Source organism: Neobacillus sp. NPDC093182, assembly GCF_044754045.1.
In genome coordinates this window covers 139,136-157,131 of record NZ_JBIVOI010000016.1, presented here as the reverse complement: position 1 = coordinate 157,131, position 17,996 = coordinate 139,136, and the positions used below count along the sequence as shown (strand labels likewise).

General features: G+C 40.1%; 11 protein-coding genes and 1 pseudogene. 3 read left to right on the top strand and 9 right to left on the bottom strand.

All coding sequences use genetic code 11. The features are described 5' to 3' along the window. Positions 1-3: 3 nt before the first annotated feature. The 3 genes from ACIQAA_RS25440 to ACIQAA_RS25430 are packed head-to-tail and all read right to left on the bottom strand — an operon-like array spanning position 4 to position 3,661. Positions 4-1,110: a Ger(x)C family spore germination protein gene (locus ACIQAA_RS25440; protein WP_402625362.1), complete on the bottom strand. Its 1,107-nt coding sequence runs from the start codon at positions 1,108-1,110 to the stop codon at positions 4-6. Further along, on the bottom strand, positions 1,107-2,207 hold the full coding sequence (locus ACIQAA_RS25435; RefSeq protein WP_402625359.1) for a GerAB/ArcD/ProY family transporter: 1,101 nt from the start codon (positions 2,205-2,207) through the stop codon (positions 1,107-1,109). The genes ACIQAA_RS25440 and ACIQAA_RS25435 overlap by 4 nt, the downstream gene beginning before the upstream one ends. Continuing rightward, entirely contained in the window at positions 2,192-3,661 is a 1,470-nt protein-coding gene (locus ACIQAA_RS25430) for a spore germination protein (protein ID WP_402625356.1), read from the bottom strand. The genes ACIQAA_RS25435 and ACIQAA_RS25430 overlap by 16 nt, the downstream gene beginning before the upstream one ends. 266 nt (positions 3,662-3,927) lie before the next feature. On the opposite strand from ACIQAA_RS25430, the gene ACIQAA_RS25425 reads away from it, so the two are divergent. The 3 genes and pseudogenes from ACIQAA_RS25425 to ACIQAA_RS25415 all read left to right on the top strand — a co-directional run. Continuing rightward, positions 3,928-5,370 (top strand): L,D-transpeptidase family protein, encoded by a 1,443-nt coding sequence (locus tag ACIQAA_RS25425; protein ID WP_402625404.1) that lies wholly within the window; start codon positions 3,928-3,930, stop codon positions 5,368-5,370. Between the two features lie 293 nt (positions 5,371-5,663). Next, a complete protein-coding gene (locus ACIQAA_RS25420) occupies positions 5,664-7,589 on the top strand; it encodes a beta-glucoside-specific PTS transporter subunit IIABC (protein WP_402625353.1) in 1,926 nt (641 codons plus the stop codon). Positions 7,590-7,670: 81 nt separating this feature from the next. After that, positions 7,671-7,751, top strand: a pseudogene (locus tag ACIQAA_RS25415) (family 1 glycosylhydrolase); the annotation flags it as partial. A gap of 58 nt (positions 7,752-7,809) precedes the next feature. On the opposite strand, the gene ACIQAA_RS25410 reads toward ACIQAA_RS25415, so the two are convergent. From ACIQAA_RS25410 to ACIQAA_RS25385, 6 genes are all read right to left on the bottom strand, one after another. After that, entirely contained in the window at positions 7,810-10,857 is a 3,048-nt protein-coding gene (locus tag ACIQAA_RS25410; protein WP_402625350.1) for a glycosyl hydrolase 53 family protein, read from the bottom strand. Positions 10,858-11,197: 340 nt separating this feature from the next. Further along, on the bottom strand, positions 11,198-13,258 hold the full coding sequence (locus tag ACIQAA_RS25405; RefSeq protein ID WP_402625347.1) for a beta-galactosidase GanA: 2,061 nt from the start codon (positions 13,256-13,258) through the stop codon (positions 11,198-11,200). A 35-nt stretch (positions 13,259-13,293) separates the two neighbouring features. After that, positions 13,294-14,145, bottom strand: coding sequence for a galactooligosaccharide ABC transporter permease GanQ (gene ganQ, locus ACIQAA_RS25400; protein WP_335529762.1), 852 nt, complete (start codon positions 14,143-14,145; stop codon positions 13,294-13,296). A gap of 3 nt (positions 14,146-14,148) precedes the next feature. Continuing rightward, complete coding sequence (gene ganP, locus ACIQAA_RS25395) at positions 14,149-15,405, bottom strand: galactooligosaccharide ABC transporter permease GanP (RefSeq protein ID WP_402625344.1); 1,257 nt, start codon at positions 15,403-15,405, stop codon at positions 14,149-14,151. Positions 15,406-15,531: 126 nt separating this feature from the next. Next, the gene (gene ganS / locus ACIQAA_RS25390; RefSeq protein WP_402625341.1) at positions 15,532-16,806 is read right to left on the bottom strand and encodes a galactooligosaccharide ABC transporter substrate-binding protein GanS; all 1,275 of its coding nucleotides are present in this window, start codon (positions 16,804-16,806) and stop codon (positions 15,532-15,534) included. A 151-nt stretch (positions 16,807-16,957) separates the two neighbouring features. Next, complete coding sequence (locus ACIQAA_RS25385; RefSeq protein ID WP_402625338.1) at positions 16,958-17,950, bottom strand: galactan degradation operon transcriptional regulator GanR; 993 nt, start codon at positions 17,948-17,950, stop codon at positions 16,958-16,960. Positions 17,951-17,996 lie beyond the last annotated feature (46 nt).

The window sequence follows — 17,996 nt, the reverse complement described above, 5'->3', positions numbered from 1 at the left end:
AGCTTAAAATACATTTCCCGTTTTTATAATGTTTACCTTTACCACAGGCTCAATTTGAACATTTTTATATTCCTGGTCCCAATTGATTTTCTTCCATAGTTCAGGGTGTAAGCTTGCGATTTGCCGGCCAATCCCAAACGCGTCACAATTGGCTTTCACTAAAGTGTCGGTAATCCCCTTCGCCTTCTTAGTGAATTCATCCGAAAGTTCTTGATTTAGTTGTTTTACATTGATTTCATTTTTAAAATCTTGCGGATAGCTGACGATTTCAATATTCATTTTGACATCTATTTTACAAGTGATCTTTTCATCCTTTTTCACTTGGACATCCAGGTTCCGTCTTAAATCTCTAGTGGAAAAAGAAACCGATCGGCCGTTGCTTTCTGAACCGAGTATTAATGCCATTCGATTGTTTTTGTCTAGTTGATCCATTAAGGACAATAGTAAACTGCTTTTTTCCTTTGGTAATGTTTTACCTGTAAATTTATCACCGTTAAATAAGGCTACTCCAGCCACTTCTACCTTATCGGACTCTGCCCTTTCCAGATACGGTAACACCATATCCTTACCTGGATCCAGAATGTTGTTCCAAACCGTAAAGGTATTTTTTTTTGGAATGACCGTATCCGATTCGGCACCCTCTAGTAATTGCAGGATGGCGAAAGCAATGGGGCTTTTTTCTTTTTCCACGGAAAGAATCTCTTTTCCCTTTCCTTTACTAATCACAATTTTGGAAGACAAATAAGATTCCCGATTTCGATAAAAGAACTCCATGAAAGGGTGAATTCCTTTTTTCGCTAAATCTTCCCCTATTATAACGACATGCGCTTTACTCGCATCCAGTTCACCCGGAATTTTACTGTCTAAATCTAATCCCAAACCAACGGGGGTTGGTCTTTTGGCTTCAACGAGCTCATCCTGGATTTCGAATAAGCCGCCACCCTTACTTTGTATATTTAACGCTCTCACTGCTGCAGCGATTTTACCATCTTCGGTCACATCGAAACTTACCCCATTGACCAGTGTTCGATTTACTAAAAGGCGCTGGTCCCAACAACCCGTCAAAATGATGGGGAGTATCAATAAAATGATGAGGCAGATTTTTCTCATCGTGATTCACTCATTTCATGTTTTTTCATCAGGAATGAAAGAATTAATAACAAAGTAGGAATCAAAAATACGACCACATAACTTAAATAGGAAACATATTGGTTAAACAAAGTAATAATGGCATCTTCGTTAGGAATCAAGGTAATCAAAAAAAGAATGCATCCGTTTAATAAGACAGCTTTTGGGTAATTCTTTTTTTCTAGATTCAAACTTTTACTTGCAGCGAATAAATAGGTAATAATCGAAGTGGCCATCGGAACCATCCATACCGACAGAAAAATCAGGTCGACCCGGTCAATCATATTAAAGGATATTCCTCTAAGTAGATTTAAAATCGGTTCCCTCATTTGGGCCAGCTGATGTGTACTAAAACTGATGAGGGTGACAAAAATAAAGTATGTATAAAAAAGAGTGATAAAAAGGTTGGCCATCGATACCGTTTTCAATACGCCCTTTTTATTTTCAATAATGAACGGGAAGAAAAACAGAAGCGCTTCAAATCCTAACATCGCGAGAAGCGAGTTATTACTTCCCATTAAAATATTTTTCAATCCTGAACTCCCCAGCGGAAGCACATATTGAAATTCTTTCGGGGTAAACCAGCTTAATACAGATGTAAACCATAATAATATGATTAAGGAGGTTGCCAGGACAAAGAATCTTGCAATGATTTTTAAATCACTGCTAGCTAAATAAATACAGGCAGTCAATATCAATGCAGAGATCATCCAGCCAGGTGTCAAAGGCAATAACCATAAATTGATAAGTTTAATAAATAAAATCGTCGCTAAGCCCCCGACAAGAATGAAATTTAGGTAGATGAAAACATTAAGGAGTTTTCCTAAAAAACGCCCGAGTACCTTCTTGGTTATTTCTGTATAGATAAGGGCAGGAAATCGTTTTAACAATTGCCAATAAACAACAAGCATCACTTGAACCGCCAGCCCTGCAATAATCGTAGAGATCCACCCGTCTCCTTTCGCACTCTCCTGCACAGCATGCGGCAAGGATAAAAGAGCGACACCAACTTGACTTTGTATCAATAAAAAAAACAACTGAAATTTGGTTATCTGATTATTCGTCATTTCTTTTTCCATGCCCTTGTTCTCCCTTGTTGATTCTCATAAGCTGGCTTTGCGTCAGTCGGACGAGTATTTAATTTCCATAAAGGCAGCCGGATAAACGAATCCTTCAGCTCTTCTTTTTTTAATGGCGCGAACGGTGAAAAATAGGGCATCCCAAAAGAATCTAGTTTACTTAAATGCATAAAAATCAGCATTAACACGAAGACAATCCCAAAAAACCCAAACAGGGTTGCAGCAAGCATGGTCGGAAATCCTAACAACCTTGCACTCGTCCCCATTTCATTGATTGGCGCCACAAAAGAGGCAATGGCGGTAAACCCGATTACCACAATCATCATATTCGATACAATATGGGCGTCTACTATAGCTGTCCCAATGACTAATCCCCCAACAATCCCGATGGTCTGAGCAATAGGTGACGGCAATCGAATCGAAGCCTCTTTTAATAGTTCCAAAATGATTTGCATCGTTAAGGCCTCCACAAATGGCGGAAAAGGAACATACTCTAAGGAAGTCCGGATGGAGTATAGGATCCCAATTGGAAGGACCTCTGAATGAAAGGAAACGATGGCTATGTAGATAGCAGGTAAACTAATCGCGACAATGAAGCTAAAGATACGAATAATTCGAAAGAAAGAACCAACCAGCCATCGGCTATTATAGTCGTCCGGTGCCTGATAAAACGCAAAAAAAGTAATCGGAACGACTAACACTCGGGGACTTCCATCGACAATGATGGTGATTTTTCCATCAGCTAGATAGGACACTGCTCTGTCCGGTCTTTCTGTTGCTAAATTTTGCGGAAATGGTGAAAATGGATGGTCTTCAATAAGCTCCTCTAAATCACCAGAGGAATAAAGCTGATCGATTTCAATCGAAGTTATTCTCCGCTCTACTTCGTCAACAAGCTCTTTGTTTGCTAAATTTTCTAGATAAACCATGCCCACTTTTGTATGGGTAAGGTCTCCGATTGTAAAATATTTTACTTTTAAATACGGACTTTTCATTCTCTTACGTAAAAGCTGCAGATTGGAGCTAAACTCTTCAACAAAACCATCATGAGAACTTTTAATATTCCGCTCATTATTCGGTTCTTCAATCGACCTGCCTTCTATTCCTCCCACTGAAGCGGTATAGGCTTGGGAATGGTTTTCTAGAAAAATCACACAGAATCCATCTAATAATTGTTTCCCTACTTCTGAAATTAGGGTGGTCTTTTTTACTTCCGCCGCATGGACAATTTGTTCAATCCCATCGATTTCCCCTTCTAAAAGAGGCTCGATAATCGAGGATTGGAGAAGTTCCTTCTTCAATAAGGGATCAAGGTAGAGAATGACACACTTCTGTTTAGAAAAAAGGAGTTCTTTTTTCATTAAATCTTCTGTATGGCAAAAATGCTCTTCTACCATTTTAATATTTTTATCAATATCATCAGAAAGCTGCCCCACTTTATTTGAGAAACTCATGTCCGAAAACTCCTTAAGAAACTAGATATTACCTATTATTTCCCTAATTTCTGCCCATATTCTTTGCGCCAGGCACGTATCGAATTAATCGATTGGTTGGTTACCACTTTTTAGAAAAAATATATATATAAAATTTATACAAATAACGACAAAGTTTACGCTATACTATCTTGTAGAATTGTAATGAAAGATTAATAGTAATGTAAAATACTTGGTAATTTATGGTATAATAACATTCAAAGATTCAAAGGTATGCGGGGGGAACAATTGTGGGAAACGCGTTAGAAGTTAGTGAGATTAACCATTCACGAAATAACAAAACACAGTGGTACAAAAATTGGAAGCTCATATCAGCATTCATCGGCATTATGATTGCACTTTTACTATCGGGGGTTAGCTATTATCAGGCAAACCATTTTAATGCGAATGTATCGATTAATGGCATAAAAGTTAGCGGCTTAACGGCTGACGAGGCTCTCAACACATTACAATCATCTGTTTTAAAAAATGATGTCTATATTGGAAAAGAGCTAATTATTAATGGAAATGATTCAGAGATGGGACTTACGAAAGAGGATCTGCCTGAAGTAAAAAAACTATTAAAAAGCCAGTGGACATTTTTTCCTTCATTTAAAGCAAAGGATTATACCTTAACGCCAAGCGAACAGGACGAATATCGCAGTGTAAGCTTGAAAAACGAGCTGGAACAAAAACTCAACGCAATGAATGAGAAATTAAAAGCTCCTAAAGATGCGCAGGTAACCTTGCAAGAAGGAAAAATAACGATCATAAATGGTATTGAAGGTACACAATATGATGTGACTAGTCTAATAAAGGATTATGAAAATCAGCCATTTACGAGCGAAATCCGTCTTGATCCAATATTGAGTCAACCGATCATGGAAGACAGTCAAACGGTAAAAGACCTAGAGAAAAAACTGCAAGCTCTCCTTCAGCAAAGTGTTGACTATAAGGTGCAGGATAAAGTTTATTCTTTAAAGGGCAGTGAGGTTATTCAAAATGCCTCTGTGTCCACAGACATGAAAGTTTCGATCGATCCAAGCAGTATTAAGAATAAAATTATGGAAATTAATAATGCTCAATCCACATTAGGGAAGAATTTTACTTTTACCACTCACTCAGGCTCTGTGATATCGGTTAAAGGTGAAGGCTATGGCTGGGCTCTGGATGTCGAAAAAGAAACAGCACTCGTTCAAGCCGCTTTTGAAAACGGAGAAACATCTGTTTCTGCTTCTAATATCCACGGAAACGGCTGGAACAAAGAGGGCTATGGCTACGAAACCATTGCCAACAATGGCATTGGCGGTACCTATGCTGAAATATCCATTGCCGAACAGCGTATTTGGCTTTACAGAGATGGAAATTTGGTATTAACGACGAATGTGGTTACCGGCAAACACAGTACGGGTGAAGATACTTCACCCGGTGTATGGTATATTCTTTTTAAACGAACACCCTACACACTTAAGGGGAGCGCCGTCGGCAAACCTGACTATTCCGTCCAAGTGGATTATTGGGCACCATTTACAAACAGCGGCCAAGGATTCCACGACGCCAGCTGGCGGACAAATTGGAACAACAACGCCTATCTTACACAAGGATCCGGCGGCTGCGTCAACGTATCTCCTAGTATGATGAAAGCCGTTTATGATAACCTCAGTGTCTACCAGCCAGTGGTGGTCTATTAAAAGAACAGACCATCAGAATAACCTGTATTTCTTTAAAACACACTACACATGTGTGCTTAAAGGAATATAGGTTTTTTTATTGTAAGGCTGTGTTAAAGCCAATTTTTATTTAGCACCCTGTTGATTGGAGCGGAAGGCACGAAGACTCCTGCGGGAGGACGGGGCAGGTGAGACCCCGCAGGCGCGAAGCGCTGAGGAGGCTCACCGGACCGCCCGCGGAAAGCGAAGTGCCTGGAGCGGAAATCAACAGGCCAATTTAACACAGCCCATTTTAAAAGAAAGAAGGTGTTGGGATGAAATATGAACAATTAGCAAAAGACATCATACAAAATGTCGGCGGAAAAGAAAATGTGAATAGCGTCGTACATTGTATTACTCGGTTACGTTTTAAATTGAAGGACGAAGGAAAAGCGAATACGGACGCGATCAAAAACATGGAAGGCGTTGTCACCGTGATGAAAAGCGGCGGCCAATATCAAGTGGTTATTGGAAATCATGTGCCAGATGTATACAAAGCTGTTGTAAATACAGGCGGTTTCCAATCACAATCGCCTGTCGATGCAGTTGATGGCGGTGTCAAACAGAAAGCAAGTTTTATTGATATCATTTCTAGTATTTTCACCCCAGTTCTAGGCGTGCTAGCCGCAACCGGAATGATTAAAGGGTTAGTCGCCCTGTTCGTGGCACTAGGCTGGTTAGAAAATACCACAGGAACTTATCATATCTTAAACGCAATCGGTGACTCCCTGTTTTATTTCTTCCCGATTTTCTTAGGCTATACCGCCATCAAAAAATTCGGCGGATCCCACTTTATCGGGATGGCGATTGGTGCCTCTCTTGTTTATCCGACTTTAACGACATTAACAACGGGTGACCCTATTACGACTTTATTTTCGGGGAGTGTTTTTCAGTCCCCAGTATACATTACTTTCTTAGGGATACCGGTTATTTTAATGAGCTATGCCTCTTCGGTTATCCCGATTATTTTAGCCACGTATTTTGCAGCAAAGGTTGAGAAATTTTTCAAAAAAGTTATACCGGATGTGGTTAAGGCATTCGTTGTACCTTTTTTGACGCTGTTGATTGTTGTTCCGATAACGTTTCTTGTCATTGGACCAATCGCCACTTGGGCGGGTGTCCTTTTAGGTAAAGCCACCCTTTGGTTATATAATCTCAGTCCGATGATTGCGGGGCTATTTGTTGGTGGACTATGGCAAGTATTTGTTATCTTTGGGCTACATTGGGGTCTTGTCCCTATTGCGATTAACAATCTTACTGTGCACGGCGCGGACCCAATCCTTGGTACAATGTTTGCAGCTTCCTTTGCTCAGATTGGTGCCGTACTCGCGATTTGGTTAAGGACGAAGGATCAGAAATTAAAATCACTGAGTTTACCCGCTTTTATTTCCGGTATTTTCGGCGTGACGGAGCCGGCCATTTATGGGATTACCCTGCCTCTAAAAAGACCGTTTATTATCAGTTGTATCGGTGGTGCAGCAGGTGGTGCCATTTTAGGCTTTATGGGCTCACAAATCTATATGGTTGGGGGCTTGGGTATCTTCGGAATCCCTACCTATATCAGTCCTAAAGGAGGGCTCGATGCTGAATTCTGGGGTTCAATCGTTGCGATGATTGTCGGGTTTATCGTCGGCTTTATCTTAACTTGGCTGTTTGGAATGGGAAAAAACAACACAGCCAACCAAAATACACAAACGGTTGAATCCAAATCGACTGATCAATTTCAACCAAATCCAAGCCAGAGCCATGACGTTATTTTCAGCCCATTCAATGGTGAAGTTAAAGCTCTTTCGGAGATTAACGACGCAGCCTTTGCCTCTGGTGCAATTGGAAAAGGTGTTGCGATAGAACCTTCTGAGGGGAAGCTGTACTCCCCTTTTTCCGGTACAGTCACAGCGCTTTTCCCAACCAACCATGCGATTGGGATAACCTCCATCAATGGTGCAGAAATATTAGTCCATATTGGAATGGATACGGTGCAGCTAGAAGGTAAGTTTTTTACCTCACACGTCGTTCAAGGAGCACGAGTAGAAAAAGGTCAGTTACTGATTGAATTTGATATTCCAGGTATTCAAGCGGCAGGATATGTTGTCACTACCCCTGTGATTGTGACAAATACCGATCACTATCAAACCCCGATTATAACCGGCCAAAAGCAAATAAAAGCTGGCGATCGATTATTTGAGTTGAACATGAAATAAAATGATGTTCAGCTAAGACAAACGAATCGTTGAGACTCATTAAAGGATTGATTAACGCAAGTTACTTAAGGGGTGAATGGGTTGAGTTCACAAACAAGAAAATTCCCAGATGGTTTTTTATGGGGCGGTACCGTAGCGGCTAACCAATTGGAGGGTGCCTATCAAGAAGACTAAAAAAGTGTAGAGCCTGAAAACTCTACACTTTTTTGATCTATAAGCCTTATTTTTTCGAATCATTATGCTTTACAATAATCTGATTGGATTGGATCACGGAATTTCCGGCATGATCCCATGCCTTATAGGTTACAGTATAAACCCTGTCCCCGCTTCCACTTCTCTCTGCTCTTAGTAGAAAATCAGTATTATAGGTTCCAAAGTCTGCTCCCTGAATATCATGGATTGTATTCCCATCGCCTTTTCCATTATCAGGTTGATTGCTTTCGATTGATAGTAATTCAATTCTATCAATCCCTGAAAGGGTGTCTGCACCATCAACCAACGCTTTAATCGGAATGAGCGCATGGTTTCGATCGGTTAGGACGCTTGTGTTAAACGAAACATTCAATGTTGGAGCACTCTTATCAATTATTACTGTAACAGATTGAGCATCTTCAATGTTACCTAAGAGATCTGTACTTCTGTACTGAACCACATTTTCTCCTTCAGCACTTACATCAAATGACCCCTGATAGGTTTGCCAATTACCTTCATTAATTTTATACTCTATTTTTGCTACACCAGATTTATCATCTGAAGCATTCAGAGTAACATTCACATTCTGGTTATACCAACCATTACGGTCTTGTCCTGAAAGTACCGCCTCCGTTACGGGCGCCTTGGTATCATCACCTGCGCGGTATAAATAGAAATCATCTAACGTTCCCCATGCACCTGCGTTTGCTTTTATACTTGCCCCGATAGTAATGGTTCCATCTAGAACAAGGATCTCAGCGATTTCAGGATTGCTCCAATTTACCCAGCCGTTTACGGAGGTATTGGCTATTGATTCATAACCGCCAGTTTTCGCAAACAAGTACATTTCCGGGTTTACTGCGTCCCCACCTTGCAGAAACATAGAAAGGTTGTAATAACCTGGTTCTAAGCCTGTAATGGTTTGCTCTACTTTGAAATCCACACCATTATCTGAGTAAAAATGAAAAGCATATTCTCCTGCTTTCGCGTCAGCTGCCTTTTGTTGGAATGAAGTATGTGACTTAGCACCATTTCCATAAGTAACCTTCCACATCGAACGATCACTATTTTCAAAGCTAGGGTTTACCACATAATTTTTAGGATTAATGGTAAGGTGTGCTTTTACAGTCGCTCCACCTTCAGCTGCGCCTTCAATTACGTATAATCCAGCACCGCTGCTTATCGCTTGTTCAAGTGCATCAGCATCCCAAGTAACAGAAGTAGATCCTTTTGTTCCATTATTATAGGTAACCGTTACGGTTCCAGGCAAAGTAATGTCTTCTCCTAAAATCGCACTTACTCTTATATCTTTAATTTCATCGATTTTTAATGGGGCATTGGCACCAGTATCAACATAGTTAAACACGTTTATTGAAGATAATGGTTTACCAGTAAAATCAAACAAAGCTTGGTTGTCTACTGCAGTTCCGCCATACCACACACCTGCGTCATGAGAATCATATTCTCCAGCGTAGCTGGTTGCCCAACCAGAACCATACTGTTCCCAAATTGCCTTATTTTGCTCTAACTGACTTGCTGGACCAACTGGAAGCCAGGCAGGTTCCCAATAAAACACACCAATTCCCGCTTCACCAACATTTGCAACGGCTTGAATCACATCTCTAACCGCTGTCGCTTGACCTTGTACTGTAATCGGGTAATTTAACGTCTGACCGGAATCCTTTGGTGCTGTGTTTCCATGGCCATCTCCATCTTCCGCTGTATATGCGTAAGAGGTTTCAGCGACCATTACCTTTTTGCCATATGTATCGGCAACATTTTTAAGAACAGCTGTTAAATTACTTAAGGTACCATGCCAGAATGGATAATAAGAGCTGGCAAAGACATCATAGTCAACGTTATTTTCAGCAAGAGTTTTAGCATAGGAAGCATATCTTCCTGCTGATTCTGGGTTAGTAAAATGCAAGGCTACTAAGATATTCGTATCTATCGACCTAACTGCTTTACTTCCTTCATTAAATAAAGCACTAATTTTCGTCCAATCCTTCTCTCCTGCTATTCCTCCATTTGTTTCATTTCCAACCTGAACCATACCAATATCAATTCCCGCCGCCTTCATGGCTTCCAGGCTGTCTTTTGTATAGTTATATAAAGCTAGCTTCTTATCTTCAAAACTTAAGTTTGCCCATGCTTTTGGTGCTTGCTGTTTAGCTGGATCCGCCCAGAAATCAGAATAATGGAAGTCTACTAACAGCTTCATGCCATTCGCAGTTGCTCTTTTCCCAATTTCAATCGCGGTATCTAAATCGTTGTTTCCGCCGCCATAACCGTTCCCGGCAGCGTCAAAAGGATCGTTCCAAACACGCACACGTACATAATTGACACCAGATTCCGCTAACGTTTTGAAAATATCCTGTTCAAGACCAGCTTCATTTTTAAATGATACTCCGCTTTTTTCTAAAGAAATGATACTAGAGACATCGACACCTTTAATAAAGTCCTCACTGATACCGTCTACTCTTTCTACAACAATATCAGCTTCAACAGGATCAGGAACACTCGCATTCAGTGACTTTAAGCTAAAGCTGTCTAAATAACCCCAAGCATCTGGTTCCCCTGCAACCACTGCACCTACTGCAAAATTTGAAACATCTTCTGTGACCTCAAACTTTAACGTAACGGGCGCCCAAGAACCCCACCCTGTGGTTGCAACAGCATCAATTGTCTCTGCCCCAGCAAATAGTTTAACATTTCCTGCTGCATCATTTGATCCACCCATTGATTGAACAGATAATTCATAATTCCCCGCAGGAAGTGTACCAATTGTCTGCTTCACAGTAAATGTCTGGGTTCCACTGGCTGTTTCCATGATCCAATAATTAAAGGAAGAATTACCTTCAAATTTCTCACTCTGAGATGGATTTACTGAAATACCATTCCAATTCATCGTTTCTACTGTCCATGATCCATCTTCCCAAAAATTCGATTCAAATCCACCATTAACCAAAGAGGGTGCAGTTGCTGCTAAGCCGGGTTTGATGTTGACGAATAATGAACTAAACACCATTAAAAACGCAAAAAACATTGATAAAACCCTGCCACTTCTTTTTCCCATTCTCCCATCACCTTTACAATCATTTGTATTGTCTGCTATATGAATGATGTCAATTCTAGTGGTAGGCGGTTCCAATTAATCTAGCAAACTATTATATGTATAGAAACCATCCACCCTAAAAATAGAATGAATGGTTCCATAATCATTGTTTCGCTGATATTTTCCTCATGACCATTTATAGAGGACTAATTTCCTTTTTAGAATATTCACTTCGGTCACTATAGGAGCTTCATAGCGACCGAAAACTTTTTGGATTGTCGGTTACAGTATCATAAAAGAGTTCGACTGTCCGCCTGAGGTGGACAGTGTCCACGAGCGGTGACAGGCACCATCGCACCCATTATTTCTTTTTCTCAAGGATTCTTACTTCATATTTTTCTAAGGTGATTTCACCGGAAACTTCTTCACCAGTGTGCAGATCTTTTACGGAAGATTCTATTGTAACGGGCTGCTTTTCTTCGGTAAAATTCATGACAAATATATAGTCACTTTCCACTGCTTGTCTAACTTGGACAGAAACGCCTAGCCCGTGTTTTACCTCAAAGGCAGGTTCAAGTGACAAATCATTAATCAATTCTTGGTAGAAATCACGTTGGAATTGATCTTCTAAACGGCCGCCAATATAGTAGGCTTTACCATTTTCATACTGATGGCTTGTCACTGCAGGTGTCCCAGCATAAAAATCTTCCTCATAGGCGGCTTCAACTGTTGCTTTCCCCACCTTAATAACTGTTGCGTAATCTTTTAATTCGTAAGACTGATTTTGATAGGTCACAGCATTCCGATCACTTGGATAGTACGTATCTGTTTCCCCTGGATTGATTCCAAAAACATCTTGCAAATCCTTGTGCCAACCACCTGTGTAGGTTAAATCATGTTCATTGACGATGCCGCTAATATAAGTCGTAACTAACGTACCGCCGCTGGCAACAAATGTCTTCAAGCGTGCAATCGTCTCTTCACTGACTAAATAAAGCATCGGACAGATCAATAATTTATAAGATGAGAAATCCTGTTCCTTCGTTATGACATCGACAGGAATATCCTGTTCCCAGAAAGCACGGTAGTGCTGAACCAAGGTTTGCGGATAGCGTTTTGTCTCCAAGCCATAACCTTGTGCATCATTAAGCGCCCAATTGCTTTCCCAATCATAGAAAATGGCGACATCAGCAGGACGATTCGTACCAACAACGTTAGAAAGCTTTTCAAGCGTTTTGCCGACTTCCGCAACCTCTTGGAATACGCGGTTTTCTGAACTATTGTCATGGTCGACAACAGCACCATGGAATTTTTCCGAAGACCCCCGGGATTTCCGCCATTGGAAGTAAAGGACACTGTCAGAGCCATGCGCCACCATTTGCATCGATGCTAGCATGTGCATGCCAGGTCGTTTCGCTTTATTGACTGGATGCCAGTTAACCATGCTTGGGGTGGATTCCATTAGTAAAAATGGCTGCTGCTTTAGGCAACGATACAGGTCATCAATAAAGCCTACTCTCATGGCTAAATCGGCTGTGCTCTCCCAATCATTATGCCAAGCAGGGTACGCGTCCCAGCTGATAACATCAAGATGTTTTGCAAATTTGCTGTAATCAAGTGCCTGGAATGGGATTAATTCGTGCGTATCCGCCATAAAGTTCGTTGTAATCGGTATTTCTGGTGTTAATTCTTTAATTGGAACGATTTCATTTTCAAAGAAGTCAATCGTTTGGTCCGTAACAAACCGGCGCCAATCCAAATTCAAACCGTGAACCATATTTTCTCCTATCGAAGAAGGAGATTCAATTTGCGACCAATCTGTGAAAGTGTGGCTCCAGAAAGGACCCCACCATGCGTCGTTCAAGGATTTTAAATCGTTATTATATTTCTTTTTAAGCCATCCTCTAAAAGCATCCTGGCAATAATCGCAATGACATTCACCGCCATACTCATTTGAAATATGCCACATAAGTAAACCAGGATGATTCCCATAACGTTCTGCCAGCATACGATTAATCTTCTGCGTTTTTTCACGATAAACCGGCGAAGTAAAACAGTGATTGTGCCTGCCGCCATGTAGCATTTTAACTCGTGAGCCATTCACACGCAGTACCTCAGGGTATTTTTGTGACATCCAAGCAGGTCGAGCCCCGCTTGGTGTCGCCAAAATCACTCGGCCATTTATGCTATAGATGTCATCAATCACTTTATCAAGCCATTCAAAGTTGTAGACTCCTTCTTCCGGCTCAAGTGCTGCCCACGCAAAAATTCCGACCGAGAACGTATTCGTATGGCTCCTCTGCATTAATTTTATATCATCTTCTAAAATATCTGGACGGTCTAACCATTGGTCCGGATTATAGTCTCCGCCATGCAGCATAAAGTCAGCCTTCGTCACGTAAGTTTTTTCATGTTTAGACATAGTAATCTCCTTTATATTTGTTGCTTACTCCACCATTACCCTTTCGTACCACCTGCAGTTAAGCCAGAAACAAATTGCTTTTGCAGCAGCAAGAAGGTAATAGCAATCGGAATACTAATTAAAATCGCACCAGCTGCGAATGTCGTATAACTCGCTCCCATTACATCGTTCACTAATTTATATAATCCTATTGGCAATGTGAAAGAATCAGGTGTTCTAAGAATAACCGATGATAAAACGAAATCCCCAAGCGGACCTGTGAATCCATTCATCGCTACAACCGCTAACATCGGTCTTGATAATGGCAGGATAATTTGCCAAAAGATTCTAGAGTTACTAGCGCCATCAATCTTTGCGCTTTCATCTAAATCCATAGGAATCGAATCCATATAGCCCTTCATTAAATAGGTATTCATCGGAATCTGTCCGCCAATATAGAGAAGGATTAATAACCAATGACTATTCATCATCCCTAGGATTTGCGCTAATACAAACAAGGCAATTAACGCCGCGAATTGCGGTATCATTTGTAATAACAGAAACAGCATTAATGCATTTTTTCTTCCTTTAAAGCGAAAACGTGAAAAAGCATAGGCTGTAAATGATACCGTGATCATCGTCCCAAGCATGGTAAAAATGCTTATTTTCAACGAATTCAAATACCATTTGCCATATTGAAGACTTTCTTTTCCCGCAAATAACTCTTTATAATGATCAAGGGTTGGATTTTCCGGGATAATCGAGGTACTGATTAAACTGTTACCTGGGTTAAAACTTGCCCCTACAGTCCAAAGTAAAGGATAAATAATCAGGACGGTCATAAAAAGTAGCAGGGCATAGGTGAAAAATAGACGGACGAATCGGTTGGTTTTCATAGTTGTCTGCATATTTTATGCCCCCTCCTTGAATGAATTTGTACGTCTGAATTGCCATAAGGCGATGCCGATAACAAAGATTGATAACAAAATCGTTAAGGCCGCAGCCAGTGAGTATTGGCTTGATTGCATGGTCAGTTTATAGATCCATGACACTAAGATGTCGGTTCCGCCAGCCGTTGATCCAGCCACAGCAGGACCACCGCCATTGAAAAGATAAATAATATTAAAGTTATTAAAGTTAAAGGTAAACTGCGTAATGATGATTGGTGCCATCGCAATTAAAATCATTGGCAAAGTAATATTCTTAAATTTAGCAAAAATAGAGGCCCCATCAATCGTGGCGGCTTCATATAAATCCTCAGGAATCGATTGAAGAACACCTGTTGTCACGATGAAGATATAGGGGAATCCAAGCCATCCCTGCATTAGAATTAGTGCTACTCTCGCCCACTTCTCATCTGTCATCCACGGGATAGGATCCATCCCAAAAAACGCTAAAATATCATTGTTGATTGCACCAAAACTATCATTAAATAGTCCGGCAAAAATCAGGATCGTTACAAACCCTGGCACCGCCCATGGTAAAACCAAAATGGTACGGAAGAATTTCTTGAAGCGTACTTCCTTTTGGTTTACTACTATGGCTAAGAAAACGCCAAGACTTACTTGAAGAGATGAGGCCACAAGCGTCCAAATAACCGTCCATGCTAAAACATCAAAGAACGTGGAACGCCAAATATCAACGGTGAAGATTTCTGCAAACGTTTCTAAGCCAACCCAATCGGCTAAGTTTGCAGGTGGTGAATGGTATAAGTCATAATTGGTAAAAGCTAATGCGAAACTAAATAAAATCGGAAAGATAACAGCAAAAATTAATAGAAACAAGGATGGACCACTAATTAAGTATGGATATCCCTGTCCAATTAAATTTTGATATTCACTCTTCAGTGAAGTGACAGGGAAATTTTCATCTCGTCGTTTTCCATTATGATAAGCATCTTTTAGATTCCAATAATAAATACCTAGTCCAAAGGCAGTAACAATTAAGGCAATAATCCCTTCTGCTAAAAGAAAGATAGAGTTATCTCGAGGCACTTGAGTTCCTAAGGTAAAAAGTCCCCAAAAACCCATATTCAAAAGGTCTCCAAATGCGACCACAAACGAAGCTGCAAGAACAAGGAACACAAGACCCTTCACCCATTGCTTATTATAAAACTGGCCTAGTCCAGGTATGATAGATAAAAGTGGGGCTATCGTACGATGTTGCACTTTCTTCACCTCTCTATATAGATGACCGTTAAAAATGTAAACTTTTATTGGCTCTAATATTCAGATTCATATAATAAATGGTGTCAAACATAATTAGCGTTTGACACCATTATTTGTGATGACTAATTATTTTTTGCCGTGTTTTGCTTCAATTTGACCTTTGATTGTTTCAACAGCTTGATCTAATGCTGCTTTTGGTTGAGCTTTACCAGTTGCGATTGTTTGTAACGCTGAATCAGCAGGTGCCCAAACTTCGTTCATTTGAGGAATATTAGGCATTAATACTGAGAATTTTGATTGCTCAGCAACAGCTTTTGCAGCTGGGCTTTCAGTAACAACAGGATCAGTAGCCAAAGATGCTACAGCTGGAACTTCTTTTGTAATTTCATATCTTGTTTTAGAGTTTTCTTCGTTTGCAATGAATTCAACAAACTTTTCAGCAAGCTCAGGATTTTTAGAATAAGAGCTTACGTTGTAGCTTTTTACACCAATAAAGGCAGCCATGTTCTTACCGTTTCCAAGCTCAGGTAATTTTTGCACACCAAAGTTTACGCCTGCTTTTGTAAATGGCTCGATATTCCATGGGCCAGAAATAATGGCAGCAGCTTTTCCTTCAGTAAATAATGATTCGATTACATTAATACCTTGTTCACCAACAATACCAGCTGGGAATAAGCCTTCTTTATAGAACTTCTGAATGTATTGTGCACCTTCGACCGCGCCAGCATTATTGAGTCCGATATCAGTTGGATCGTAGCTGCCGTCGTCATCTTGACCAAAAATGTAACCGCCGTATCCGCTTAATACACTGTTTGCATAGTAGATTTGATCAAATAGTGCTAAGAAACCAAACTTTTCACCATTTGCAACACCTTTAGAATAGTCATACCATCCTTCAAGTGTAGTTGGCAGCTTGTCCTCAGTGATAAGGTCTTTATTGTAGAACAGCATCGTTGTTTCTACTGCTTTTGGTAATCCGTAAACTTTACCTTCAACCTTTTGCGCGTCCATTGCTGCTTCTGTATAAATTCCTTGAGTAGTGTCATCAACATCTAGTTGTTTGATTAACCCTTCAGTAACAGCTGTACCAATCTGGTCACTTGGCATAGTAAGAACGTCTGGACCTGTACCTGCTGGTCCATCAAGACGTAAATCTTCTATTTGTTTCGTATATTGTTTTTCTACCATTTTTACTTTTACATCGTTTTCTTCTTCAAACTTGGCGATGGCGTCTTTAATACCTTCACCCTTCATAATGTCTTCCCAAACGAGTAACTCTTTCGGTTTATCTGCTTCTTTTGTGTCTCCGCCTTTAGCGTCGTCCTGTGGTCCACATGCTACTAAAGATAAACTTAAAGCAATACCACTCATAAGGCTAAAATATTTTTTAAACTTTTTCATGGATGTACATCCTTTCAAAAATAGTTTACTTAACGCCTAGGTGGAAGCGTTTTAGTAAATTAAATATAACATCGTCTAGAAAACAAGTAAACAATTTTTTTACTAAATTCGGTAAACTTTTTTAGGAAAATATAATGAACCTTTACAAAGGCTAATTCGTACTCTTACGAACGATCAGTTCTGATCCTATATATATTGTTTTTACTAGTTTTCGTTTTTCCAAGACTTGTTCAAGCAATAACTCAATGGCATTTTTGCATATTTCCCTCATATCAATATGGAAAGTGGTTAGTGGCGGGGAAACATACTTGGCCACACTAATATTGTTAATGCTGATGATACTTACACGGTTAGGTATTGTAATTCCATATTCATTCAACGCTTGAAGACAACCTACTGCGATTGGGTCAGCTGCAATAAAGAAAGCCGTTGGCAATTGATCTCCCAGCGTTTCAATGGCATTCTTCATTAAAGAATAGCCAGTATCAACTGAAAATCCCCTGCGATGAAAAACATACTGGTCCTTTAATATCCCCTTTTTTTCCATATATCTACGAAAAACTCGTTCTCGCAAATCCAATTCATCTTCACCGGTGTTGGGATTGTGATACGTACCGCCAATAAAACCAATCTCTGTATGACCTTTTTCCATTAAGAAATCAACTGTTTTTCTTGTTATTTGCGGCAGATCAGGTCTTACTGAGTCAAAATGATTCGGGTCAGGTGATGTATCTAGAAAGACCCCATTTGTGGTAATGCTTCTCAAATGCGCAAGTTCTTTGTCCGAGAACGTCCCTACAGCAATGAATCCCTCAATTGTATCTGGAATTTGGTGAATTCCATCGGTAATTTTGTAGGTAATCAACTCTACGTTGAACAGCCTAGCCATTTTTTCTAACTCGATTCGCATTGTCTTAAAATATACATCTTCTAATTCCTCAATATCCGTCAACCAATATAAAAAGGCTATATTCTTAACAAGGAGCCTTACTGTTTTCTTCCGGTAATTAAGCTCTTCTGCCACCTCATAAATTCTGTCACGCGTCTCATCCGAAACCGAAAGACTCTGATCATTGTTGAGAACACGAGAAACAGTAGAAGTAGAATAACCTGATTTTTCCGCAATATCTTTAATCGTAGCCATAAAGAAAACCTCCATATTTACATTTTGTCTTTTTCTAAAGATGTTC